This is a genomic window from Phenylobacterium sp., from assembly GCF_041913825.1.
In the GTDB taxonomy this organism is placed as follows: Bacteria; Pseudomonadota; Alphaproteobacteria; order Caulobacterales; family Caulobacteraceae; genus Phenylobacterium.
In genome coordinates this window covers 41,667-51,729 of sequence record NZ_JAYSEO010000032.1, presented here as the reverse complement: position 1 = coordinate 51,729, position 10,063 = coordinate 41,667, and the positions used below count along the sequence as shown (strand labels likewise).

At 72.1% G+C, this 10,063-nt stretch carries 12 protein-coding genes and 1 other RNA gene; 10 read left to right on the top strand and 3 right to left on the bottom strand.

Going from position 1 to position 10,063, the window contains the following annotated elements:
- A partial coding sequence (locus ACE3Q8_RS20795) for a cytochrome c family protein (RefSeq protein WP_374472500.1) occupies positions 1–453 on the bottom strand: 453 nt, incomplete at its 3' end.
- Positions 454–579: 126 nt separating this feature from the next.
- Between ACE3Q8_RS20795 and ACE3Q8_RS20790 the strand changes: the two genes are divergently transcribed.
- Together ACE3Q8_RS20790 and ACE3Q8_RS20785 are read left to right on the top strand one after the other, a co-directional pair.
- Positions 580–1,317 carry a 3-deoxy-manno-octulosonate cytidylyltransferase gene (locus ACE3Q8_RS20790; protein WP_374472498.1) on the top strand — a complete coding sequence of 246 codons (738 nt, stop codon included), beginning with the start codon at positions 580–582 and terminating at the stop codon, positions 1,315–1,317.
- Complete coding sequence (locus tag ACE3Q8_RS20785) at positions 1,314–2,156, top strand: prephenate dehydratase (RefSeq protein WP_374472496.1); 843 nt, start codon at positions 1,314–1,316, stop codon at positions 2,154–2,156. Before ACE3Q8_RS20790 ends, ACE3Q8_RS20785 begins: the two co-directional genes overlap by 4 nt.
- A gap of 48 nt (positions 2,157–2,204) precedes the next feature.
- Here ACE3Q8_RS20785 and nudC read toward each other — a convergent pair whose 3' ends face one another.
- On the bottom strand, positions 2,205–3,131 hold the full coding sequence (nudC, locus tag ACE3Q8_RS20780; RefSeq protein WP_374472494.1) for an NAD(+) diphosphatase: 927 nt from the start codon (positions 3,129–3,131) through the stop codon (positions 2,205–2,207).
- An 83-nt stretch (positions 3,132–3,214) separates the two neighbouring features.
- On the opposite strand from nudC, the gene ffs reads away from it, so the two are divergent.
- The 6 genes from ffs (at position 3,215) to def (ending at position 7,962) form a co-directional block, all read left to right on the top strand.
- Positions 3,215–3,313: signal recognition particle sRNA small type (gene ffs / locus ACE3Q8_RS20775), an RNA gene on the top strand.
- An 84-nt stretch (positions 3,314–3,397) separates the two neighbouring features.
- Positions 3,398–5,191, top strand: a complete 1,794-nt coding sequence (locus ACE3Q8_RS20770) for a DNA polymerase III subunit gamma/tau (protein WP_374472492.1) — start codon at positions 3,398–3,400, stop codon at positions 5,189–5,191.
- A 3-nt stretch (positions 5,192–5,194) separates the two neighbouring features.
- A complete protein-coding gene (locus tag ACE3Q8_RS20765) occupies positions 5,195–5,521 on the top strand; it encodes a YbaB/EbfC family nucleoid-associated protein (protein WP_374472490.1) in 327 nt (108 codons plus the stop codon).
- Position 5,522: 1 nt separating this feature from the next.
- Positions 5,523–6,125, top strand: coding sequence for a recombination mediator RecR (gene recR / locus ACE3Q8_RS20760; protein ID WP_374472488.1), 603 nt, complete (start codon positions 5,523–5,525; stop codon positions 6,123–6,125).
- A 45-nt stretch (positions 6,126–6,170) separates the two neighbouring features.
- Positions 6,171–7,400: a DNA recombination protein RmuC gene (gene rmuC / locus ACE3Q8_RS20755; protein ID WP_374472486.1), complete on the top strand. Its 1,230-nt coding sequence runs from the start codon at positions 6,171–6,173 to the stop codon at positions 7,398–7,400.
- A gap of 52 nt (positions 7,401–7,452) precedes the next feature.
- Positions 7,453–7,962: a peptide deformylase gene (gene def / locus ACE3Q8_RS20750; RefSeq protein ID WP_374472484.1), complete on the top strand. Its 510-nt coding sequence runs from the start codon at positions 7,453–7,455 to the stop codon at positions 7,960–7,962.
- 29 nt (positions 7,963–7,991) lie between these two features.
- On the opposite strand, the gene ACE3Q8_RS20745 is transcribed toward def, so the two are convergent.
- On the bottom strand, positions 7,992–8,312 hold the full coding sequence (locus tag ACE3Q8_RS20745) for a hypothetical protein (RefSeq protein ID WP_374472482.1): 321 nt from the start codon (positions 8,310–8,312) through the stop codon (positions 7,992–7,994).
- Between the two features lie 87 nt (positions 8,313–8,399).
- On the opposite strand from ACE3Q8_RS20745, the gene fmt reads away from it, so the two are divergent.
- Together fmt and truA are read left to right on the top strand one after the other, a co-directional pair.
- Positions 8,400–9,326, top strand: coding sequence for a methionyl-tRNA formyltransferase (gene fmt / locus ACE3Q8_RS20740; RefSeq protein ID WP_374472480.1), 927 nt, complete (start codon positions 8,400–8,402; stop codon positions 9,324–9,326).
- Complete coding sequence (gene truA / locus ACE3Q8_RS20735; RefSeq protein WP_374472478.1) at positions 9,326–10,063, top strand: tRNA pseudouridine(38-40) synthase TruA; 738 nt, start codon at positions 9,326–9,328, stop codon at positions 10,061–10,063. Before fmt ends, truA begins: the two co-directional genes overlap by 1 nt.

Genomic DNA, 10,063 nt, shown 5'->3' with positions numbered 1-10,063 from the left:
GGTCATCTTGGTGCCCGGCAGGTACTTCTGCGGGCCGGCCAGGAATTCCGACAGGTGGGCGTCGTCCCAGACGCCGATCTTGCCGCCCAGGTCGGTCATGGCCTGCGAATAGGCGAAGCCCGCGTGGGTGCCCGGCTTGTGGCCGACCACGCCGAACAGGTTCGGCCCGGTGCCGTTCGCGGCGCCCTGGTCGATGGTGTGGCAGGACTTGCACTTGTTGAAGGTCGCCTCGCCGGCGGCGATGTCGGCGGTCGGCAGCACGGTGCCCCAGTCGATCGGCGCGTCCGCGGCGGCGGCGCCGCCGCCCTCTTCCGCCGCCACCTCGACGAGGTAGCCCGGCTTCTCGACTTCCTGCGGCGCGAAGATGCCGCCGGAGAGTTCCTTCAGCCCGACCAGGGCCAGACCCGTCGCCAGCACAGCGCCGGCGACCTTGTTGAACGTGAGGTCGCTCATAGTCCCGAAGTAGGTCCTCTCGACGGCCGGCGCGCGCACCGGCGAAACGCGCGGGAATCCCGCCCCTTATTGCGCGTGGCTCTCTTACACGCTACCGGCGCGGGCGCAACCGCCCACTGCTTGGCCATGAACCCGATCGTCCTCATCCCCGCGCGCATGGCCGCGACCCGCCTGCCGGGGAAGCCCCTGGCGGATATCGGCGGTCTCCCGATGATCGTCCGCGTGCTGCGCCAGGCCGAGCTCGCGGACGTCGGTCCGGTGGCCGTGGCGGCCGGCGATCCGGAGATCGCCGAGGCGGTGCGCGCCGCCGGCGGCCGCGCCGTGATGACCGACCCCGACCTGCCCTCCGGCTCCGACCGCATCCTGGCGGCCCTGGCCGAGCTCGACCCGGGGCGCGCGCACGACGTGGTCATCAACCTGCAGGGCGACATGCCGTTCGTGGACCCCGCCGTGGTCGCCGCCTGCGCCGGGCTGCTCGTCGACCAGCCCGCCTGCGACATCGCCACCGTGGTGGCGCCCGAGAGCTCGGCCGAAGACCGCGGCAACCCCGACGTGGTCAAGGCGGTGCTCGCCATGCGGCCGGACGGCCGCACGGGCCGCGCCCTCTACTTCACCCGCTCCACCCTCTATGGCGACGGGCCGGTGTGGCGGCACATCGGCATCTACGGCTACCGCCGCGCGGCGCTCGAGGCGTTCAACGCCGCCCCGCCGTCGCCGCTCGAGCGCCGCGAGAAGCTGGAGCAGCTCCGGGCCATGGAGCTCGGCCTCACCCTCTGGGCGGCGGTCGCCGCCGACGCGCCGATCTCGGTCGACAATCCCGCCGACCTCGACCGCGCCCGCAACCACGCAAGGACCCTCGCATGAGCCAGCGACGCATCGCCTTCCAGGGCGAGCTCGGCGCCAACTCCCACGAGGCCTGCGCGCAGCACTTTCCCGATTACGAGCCCGTCCCCCACGCCAGCTTCGAGGACGCCTTCGAGGCGGTGAAGTCGGGCCACTGCGAGCTCGGCATGATCCCGGTGGAGAACTCCATCATGGGGCGGGTGGCCGACGTGCACCACCTGCTGCCCTCCTCGGGCCTGAAGATCGTCGGCGAGCGGTTCAAGCCGATCCACTTCCAGCTCATGGCCAACCCCGGCGTGACCCTGGACGAGGTCCGGACGGCGATGAGCATGCCCATCGCGCTTGGCCAGTGCCGCAAGGCCCTGCGCCGGATGAAGCTCAAGACCGAGGCGACGGGCGACACCGCCGGCGCCGCCAAGCTGCTGGCCGAGCGGCCCGACCGCACCAAGGCGGCGGTGTCGCCGGCGCTGGCCGCGGAGATCTACGGCCTGGAGATCCTCGCCCGCGACATCGAGGACGAGCACAACAACACCACCCGTTTCCTGGTGATGACGGCCGAGGCGAACCCGCCGCCGCCGCCGTTCACGGCGCCCTGCGTGACCAGTTTCGTCTTCCGCGTCCGCAACCTGCCGGCCTCGCTCTACAAGGCGCTGGGCGGTTTCGCGACCAACGGCGTCAACATGACGAAGCTCGAGAGCTACATGGAGAACGGCTTCTTCGCGGCCACCTTCTTCTACGCCGAGGTGGACGGGCGGCCCGAGGACATCGGCCTCGCCCGCGCCTTCGAGGAGCTGCAGTTCTTCTCCGAGAAGTTCGAGATCCTGGGGGTCTACCCCGCCGATCCGTTCCGGACGCGGTAGTCGGCCCGTCCCCTCTCGCTTCGCGTGGGAGGGAGGAGGGCTTCCGCGTCAGCCTTCCTCCACCCAGGCCTTGATGAGCTGGTGGGCGATGGCCATGGCCCCGGGGGCGGCGAGGCCCACCAGCCGGCCGGCCAGCAGGTCGCGGGCCTCTTCGCGTGTGAACCAGCGCACCTCCGACAGCTCCGTCTGGTCGGGCGCCGCCTCGTCGTTCTCCACCTCGGCGATCAAGCCGATCATCAGCGACGACGGATAGGGCCAGGGCTGGCTCGAATGGTAGCGGACCTTCGTCGCCTTCAGCCCGGCCTCTTCCTCCAGCTCGCGGGCGCAGGCCTCCTCGATGCTCTCGCCGGGCTCCAGGAAGCCGGCCAGCGCCGAGAACATGCCCTTCGGCCAGGCCTCCTGCCGGCCCAGCATGCAGCGCTCGCCGTGGTAGGGCAGCATGATCACCACCGGGTCGGTGCGCGGGAAGTGCTCGCTCTCGCAGGCCGGGCACTGCCGCTTCCAGCCGCCGTCCACGATCCGTGTGGGCTCGCCGCACTGGGCGCAGTGGTCGTGCCGCCGACGCCACTCGAACATCGCCTTGGCCGTGGCCAGGATCCCGGCCTCGGGGGCTGGCAGCTTCAGGGCGATCGCCCGCAGGTCCTCGAACCGGCCGAGGCCCTGCAGCGCGCCTTCCGCCGGGTCGGTGGAGCCGCCCAGGTCGACGGCGAAGATGGCGCTATCCTTCCAGCGGCCCATGAACAGCAGCTTCTCGAGCCCGCCCGCCAGCTCGCTGACCACGCGGGGCGGCAGATAGGCGATCTGCACGCCGCCGCCCTCGGCCGTCTCCACGAAGGGCTTGCCGTTCCACAGGGCCAGGCCCAACGCGTCCGGGCTGGCGAGCTGGGCCGCCAGCCATTCGGCGTCGCCGCGCCGGTCGCTGGCGCGGTCCAGGGGATTGCCGGCGAAGGTGTTCAGGAAGACGTCGAGGGCCATGGGGGTGAGTTCTTACGGCGCCCGCGCGACGCCGTCATGTGCGCTCGGGTTGCGCGCCCGGCCGCCAGCGGCCATATAGCGCTCGGAGATCGGCGACGGGCGGAGGCCTCGCCAACCTGGTCAGGGCCGGAAGGCAGCAGCCACAACGAGTTTCCCTTCGGGTCGTTGTCCGGTCTCCACCTCACCCCGCTTCTCATTGACGCGTCCCAGCCCGCCTGCGGGGCTTTCCGCTTTGCCGCGGCGGGAGCGTCCCGTTAGATGGCCGTATGGCGGACGAAGACTTCACGCTCGATTCCGACACGCCGGAGCGTGACCCGAACACGGGCGACATGTTCGGCGACGCGCCGAAGCCGGCGCCGGCCGGGGAATCCGCCGCCTACACCGTCATCGCGCGCAAGTACCGGCCGCGCACCTTCGAGCACCTCTACGGCCAGGAGGCCATGGTGCGGACGCTGCGCAACGCGTTCGCCACCGGCCGGATCGCCCACGCCTTCATGCTCACCGGCGTCCGCGGGGTCGGCAAGACGACCACCGCCCGCCTGCTGGCGCGCGCGCTGAACTACGAGACCGACGAGATCCACGAGCCCACCCTCGACTTCAGAGAGGAGGGCCGCCACTGCCGCGCCATCATCGAGGGCCGGCACATGGACGTCCTCGAGCTCGACGCCGCCAGCCGCACGGGCGTGGCCGACATGCGCGAGCTGCTGGACGGGGTGCGCTATGCGCCCGTCGAGGCCCGCTACAAGGTCTACATCATCGACGAGGTCCACATGCTGTCGACGGGGGCGTTCAACGCCCTCCTGAAGACGCTGGAGGAGCCGCCGCCCCACGCCAAGTTCATCTTCGCCACCACCGAGATCCGCAAGGTTCCGGTGACCATCCTGTCCCGCACCCAGCGCTTCGACCTGCGCCGGGTGGAGCCCGAGGTCCTGCTCAAGAACCTCGAGATGATCTGCGAGAACGAGGGCGCGCGGGTCGAGCACGAGGGGCTGATGCTGATCGCCCGGGCGGCGGAAGGCTCGGTGCGCGACGGCCAGTCCATGCTCGACCAGGCCATCGTCCAGGCCGAGCCCGGCCAGACGGTCACCGCCGAGAGCATCCGCGACATGCTGGGCCTGGCCGACCGGGCGCAGACCATCGGCCTGTTCGAGGAGATCATGCGCGGCCAGGCGGGGGCCGCCATCGAGACCTTCCGCACGCTCTACGGCTACGGGGCCAATCCCGACCAGGTGATGCTGGACCTGCTGGACCACTGCCACGGCGCCTCGGTGGCCAAGGCCATCGGCCCGCAGGCGCTGGTGATGCCCAAGGAGCAGGCGGCAAGGCTGGCGGCCATCGGCGCCTCGGTTTCGGCCGGCATCCTGTCGCGGCTCTGGCAGCTCCTGCTCAAGGCCTACGAGGAGGTGCGCCGCGCGCCGGACGCCGCGGCCGCCACGGACATGGCGATCATACGCATGGCCTACGCCGCGGACCTTCCGGGGCCGGAGGAGGCGCTGAAGCGGCTGCAGGCCGGCGAGCCGCTGGGCGGCGGTCCGGGCGGCGGGGGCGGCGCGCCCCAGCCCTCCGGCGGCGGGGGCGGCGGGGCCGCCTCGGCGGTCGCCCGCCAGGCCATGCCGCAGACGCGCGCGGCCGAGCCCGCGCCCACCCTGCAGTCCTTCGAGGACGTGATGGCGCTGATCGAGAAGCGCCGCGACATCACGCTGAAGCTCGACGTGGAGCGCTACGTCCGGCCGATCAGCTTCCGCCCCGGCGCTATCGAATATGAGCCGGCGCCCGGCGCGCCGCGCGACCTGGCCCAGCGGCTGGTGGGCCGGCTGAAGGAGTGGACGGGCGAGCGCTGGCTGATCGTCGCCCAGGGCGGCGGCGGGGCCGAGAGCCTGTGGGAAAAGCAGAAGCGCGAGCAGCGCGAGGTGCGCGCCGAGATCGAACAGGACCCGTTCGTGCGTTCGGTGATGGAGACCTTCCCGGGCGCCGAGATCGTCTCCATCCGCAACCAGCCGCAGCCCGAGGTCCAGGCCGACGGCGCGCCGCCGCCAGACGACGACAGTGACGAGGAGTAGGCCATGAAGGACCTGAACGCCCTGATGAAGCAGGCGCAGGCGATGCAGCAGAAGCTCGCCGACGCCCAGGCTCGCCTGGCCGAGCTGTCGGTCGAGGGCACCTCCGGCGGCGGCATGGTGAAGGTCACGCTGAAGGGCTCGGGCGAGCTGGCGCGCGTCGACCTCGACGAGAGCCTGATCCAGCCCGGCGAGGGCGAGGTGATCTCCGACCTGATCGTCGCCGCCCACGCCGACGCCAAGCGCAAGCTCGACGCCCAGCAGGCCGACATGATGCGAGAGGCCGCCGGCCCGCTCGCCGGCATGGGCCTGCCCGGCATGCCGAAGTTCTGATTTGGCCGCATCCGCCGGACCCGAGATCGAGCGGCTGATCGGCCTGCTCGCCAAGCTGCCGGGGCTCGGCCCCCGGTCGGCCCGGCGTGCGGCGCTGGCCCTGCTCAAGCGGCGCGAGCAGTTGCTGAATCCGCTTGCCGACGCGCTGGCGGAGGCGAGCCAGCGCGTGAAGACCTGCCAGGTCTGCGGCAGCCTCGACACCCAGGACCCCTGCGCCATCTGCGCCGACCCGCAGCGCGACGCCTCGCTGATCTGCGTCGTGGAGGAGGTGGGGGCGCTCTGGGCCATGGAGCGCGCCGGCGCCTTCCGCGGCCGCTACCACGTGCTGGGCGGCCTGCTCTCGGCGCTGGACGGCGTCGGCCCGGACGCCTTGCGGGTCGGCCCGCTGGTCGGCCGCGCCTCGGATCCGGGCGTGCGCGAAGTGATCCTGGCCCTGCCGGCCACGGTCGACGGCCAGACCACCGCCCACTACCTCGCCGACCGCCTGGAGGGCGCCGGCGTCTCGGTCACCATGCTGGCCCGCGGCGTGCCGGTGGGCGGCGAGCTCGACTGGCTCGACGACGGCACCATCGCCCAGGCCATGCGGGCGCGCCGGCCGGCCTGATCCGCCGCACTGGCCGCGACTCACCCCATGCGCTAAGAACGCAGCATGAACATCGCCATCCTCGCCGCCATCCTGTTCGCGCTGCTCGGCGCCGCCGCCGTCGCCTGGGCGCTGAAGGAGCGGGTCAGGGCCTCCGTCGCCGAGGCGCGCATCGCCCTGCTGGAGGAGCAGGCCGAGGCTCATGCCGAGTACCTGAAGGCCCAGGCCGCCCAGTCGGCGAACGCCGTGGCCGAGGCCCTGGTCCGGCAGACGGAGGAGACCTTCCGCAACCGCGAGCAACTCGCCCAGGCCCGGATCGAGGCCCAGCTCAAGCCGGTGGCCGAGACCCTGCAGAAGTTCCAGGAGCAGGTCGCCCAGGTGGAGAAGCAGCGCGCCGAGGACACCGGCGGGCTGAAGCAGCAGATCGCCCAGCTCCTCGCCGCCTCCACCGCCACCCAGGACGAGGCCCGCAAGCTGTCGGCGGCGCTCCGCCGCGGGGCCGGCGTCCAGGGCCGCTGGGGCGAGCAGACCCTGCGCAACGTGCTCGAGGCCGCCGGCCTCTCGCGCCGCTACGACTTCGACGAGCAGACCTCCACCGACACGGAGGAGGGCCGCCGCCGGCCCGACGTCACCGTGCGCCTGCCGGGCGGCGGGGTGTTCGTGATCGACGCCAAGTGCTCGCTGAACGCCTTCCTCGAACTGCAGGAGGCGCTGGACGAGGCCGGCCGCGACGCCTGCGGCCTGCGCCACGTGCAGAGCGTGCGCGCCCACATCCAGGGGCTCTCGGCCAAGGCCTATTGGGACCAGTTCGACGCCTCGCCCGACTTCGTGGCCATGTTCGTGCCGCTGGACTCGGCGCTCGCCGCCGCGCTCGACCGCGCGCCCGACCTGCTCACCGAGGCCATGGACCGCCGCGTGGTCATCGTCACGCCGACGACCCTCTTCGCGCTCTGCAAGGCGGTCAGCTACGGCTGGCGGGCCGAAGACCAGGCCGCCAACGCCCGCAAGATCGCCGACCTGGGCCGCGAGCTCTACAAGCGGATCGCCGTCATGGGCGGTCACGCCTCCTCGGTGGGCAAGGCGCTGACCGCGGCGGTGGAGCGCTACAACCAGATGGTCGCCTCGCTCGAGACCCAGGTGCTGACCCAGGCCAAGCGCTTCGAGGATCTGAAGGTGGACCACCAGGGCAAGGAGATCGCCGAGATCGCGCCGGTGGAGGCCTCGGTGCGCCCGCTGGTGAAGCTCGATCCGGCGCAAGCGCCGCAGGTCCGGCTGGTGGCGGGCGAGGACGCCTGAGGGTATCATGCCCGACCTTGACGCTCGGAAATAGCAACCCTACCTCCCGCCCATGGCCATCCGCGAAATCCTCGTCGTTCCGAACCCGGTCCTGAAGCAGGTCTCCGAGCCCGTCGATCAGGTGACCGACGAGACCCGGGCGCTCATGGACGACATGCTCGAGACCATGTACGCCGCGCCGGGCATCGGCCTGGCCGCCATCCAGATCGGCGTGCCCAAGCGGATCATCGTCATGGACCTGGCCCGCCCCGAGGAAGAGAAGCAGCCGCGCTACTTCGTGAACCCGGAGATCCTCTGGGCCTCGGACGACACCGCCCCCTACGAGGAGGGCTGCCTGTCGGTGCCGGAATACTACGACGAGGTGGAGCGTCCCGCCCGCGTGCGCCTGCGCTACATGAACTACCAGGGCGAGACGGTGGAGGAGGACGCTGACGGCCTCTACGCCGTCTGCATCCAGCACGAGATGGACCACCTGAACGGCGTCCTCTTCATCGACCACCTCTCCCGCCTGAAGCGCGAGCAGGCGGTGAAGAAGGTCCGCAAGATGGTGAAGGCGGCCTAGGCGCCCGGGCCGCTACTCCCCGCCGGGAGCTACTTCTTCTCCGCCGCGGCGGCATTTTCCGCCGGCGTGTCGTTGTCGTCGGCGGTGCGGATCGCGGTGCCCAGCCGCTTCAGCGCGGCTTCCGCCTCGTCGCCGGCCCGCTGCACGTCGGGGTCCTTGGCGATCTCCTTCAGCTCGGCGCCGGCCTTGTCGAGCCCGGCCTCCATCTCGGTCCCCACCTCCACCGCGCCGGTCTTCACGTCGGAGGCGGCTTCGTTGACCTCGGCCTGGGCCTTGTCCTGTTCGCCCTGGCTGCAGGCGGCGAGGGCAAGCGCGAAGCCGATGACGGCGGCGGACACGATGGTTCGCATTTGAGGGGCTCCCTTGGATCGGCGGCTGAACGGTCCCGCTTGCCGGTAAGTTCCCTTGAGAAGGCCTACGGGGTAAAGCCCCCGGCCATGCGCCTCGCCTTCCTCGGCACTCCAGACTTCTCCGTGGCGGCCCTCTCCGCCCTGGTCGACGCCGGCCACGAGATCGCCTGCGTCTATTCCCAGCCGCCGGCCCCGCGCGGCCGGGGCCAGGCGCTGAAGCCCTCGCCGGTGCACGCCTTCGCGGAGGCGCGCGGCATCCCGGTGCGGACGCCCGCCTCCATGCGCGATCCCGCCGAGATCCAGGCCTTCCGCGCGCTCGGCCTTGACGCGGCCGTGGTCGTCGCCTTCGGCCAGATCCTGCCGCGCGAGGTGCTGGAGGCCCCGCGCCTGGGCTCGTTCAACGTCCACGCCTCCCTGCTGCCCAGGTGGCGCGGCGCAGCCCCCATCCAGCGGGCGATCATGGCCGGCGATCCGGTCACCGGCGTCCAGGTCATGCGCATGACCGAGGGCCTCGACGAGGGCCCGGTGCTCGCCACCGCCACCGTGCGCATCGGCCCGTCGGACACGGCCGCCACCCTGCACGACCGCCTGGCCGCCGCCGGCGCCGAGCTGATCGCCGCCACCCTGCCCGAGATCGAGGCCGGCCGCGCGGTGGAGATCCCCCAGGCCGACGAGGGCGTCACCTACGCCAGGAAGATCCGCCCCAAGGAGGCCCGGATCGACTGGACCCGCGCGGGCGCCGAGGTGGACCGCAAGATCCGCGGCCTCTCCCCCTATCCGGGCGCCTGGTTCGAGCTGCCCACCGACAAGGGGCCGGTGCGGGTGAAGGTGCTGCTCTCGGCCTTCGAGGACGTGGACGGGGCGGCCGGGACCACGCTCGACGACCGCCTGCTGGTGGCTTGCGGGGAGGGCGCCGTGCGCCTGCTCCGCGTCCAGCGCGAGGGCCGCGGCCCGCAGGAGGCGGAGGTCTTCCTGAACGGGACGCCCGTGGCGGCCGGAACGAAGCTCGCCTGATGCCCCGCTACCGCCTCACCATCGAGTACGACGGCCGGCCCTACCACGGCTTCCAGGCCCAGGAGCGCCTGCCCTCCGTGCAGGGCGCCCTCGAGGCCGCCGTGAAGGCCTTCTCCGGCGAGACGCTCCGGCTGCAGGCCGCCGGCCGCACCGACACCGGCGTCCACGCCACCGGCCAGGTGGTGCACATCGACCTCGCCAGGGACTGGCCGGCCGAGACCGTACGCAATGCGCTGAACGCCTACCTCGTGGAGGAGCGGGTCTCGGTTCTGGACGCCCAGGTGGCCGAAGGCGACTGGCACGCCCGCTTCTCGGCCAGGGAGCGGCGCTACCTCTACCGCATCCTCAACCGCGTCGGGCCGCCGGCCCTGGACAAGGGCCGGGTCTGGCACGTGAAGAAGCCGCTCGACGCGGACGCCATGCACGACGCCGCCCAGGTGCTCGTCGGCCACCACGACTTCACCACCTTCCGCGACCTGGGCTGCCAGGCGAAGAGCCCGATGAAGACGCTGGACCTCGCCCGCGTCTCCCGCGTCGGCGAGGAGGTCCACCTGGAGTTCGCCTCGCGCAGTTTCCTGCACCGCCAGGTCCGCTCCATGACCGGCAGCCTCGCCCAGGTGGGCCTCGGCCGCTGGACCCGCGATGACCTGGAAGCCGCCCTCGAGGCCCGCGACCGCAAGGCCTGCGGCCCCGTGGCGCCCTCCGACGGCCTCTACCTGACGGCGGTGGGGTACTAG

Bases quoted from the DNA above. Each gene is read 5' to 3' on its own strand.
- ACE3Q8_RS20790 (WP_374472498.1), top strand. From the start codon at position 580: ATGAACCCGATCGTCCTCATCCCCGCGCGCATGGCCGCGACCCGCCTG.
- ACE3Q8_RS20785 (WP_374472496.1), top strand. From the start codon at position 1,314: ATGAGCCAGCGACGCATCGCCTTCCAGGGCGAGCTCGGCGCCAACTCC.
- nudC (WP_374472494.1), bottom strand. From the start codon at position 3,131: ATGGCCCTCGACGTCTTCCTGAACACCTTCGCCGGCAATCCCCTGGAC.
- ACE3Q8_RS20770 (WP_374472492.1), top strand. From the start codon at position 3,398: ATGGCGGACGAAGACTTCACGCTCGATTCCGACACGCCGGAGCGTGAC.
- ACE3Q8_RS20765 (WP_374472490.1), top strand. From the start codon at position 5,195: ATGAAGGACCTGAACGCCCTGATGAAGCAGGCGCAGGCGATGCAGCAG.
- rmuC (WP_374472486.1), top strand. From the start codon at position 6,171: ATGAACATCGCCATCCTCGCCGCCATCCTGTTCGCGCTGCTCGGCGCC.
- def (WP_374472484.1), top strand. From the start codon at position 7,453: ATGGCCATCCGCGAAATCCTCGTCGTTCCGAACCCGGTCCTGAAGCAG.
- ACE3Q8_RS20745 (WP_374472482.1), bottom strand. From the start codon at position 8,312: ATGCGAACCATCGTGTCCGCCGCCGTCATCGGCTTCGCGCTTGCCCTC.
- fmt (WP_374472480.1), top strand. From the start codon at position 8,400: ATGCGCCTCGCCTTCCTCGGCACTCCAGACTTCTCCGTGGCGGCCCTC.
- truA (WP_374472478.1), top strand. From the start codon at position 9,326: ATGCCCCGCTACCGCCTCACCATCGAGTACGACGGCCGGCCCTACCAC.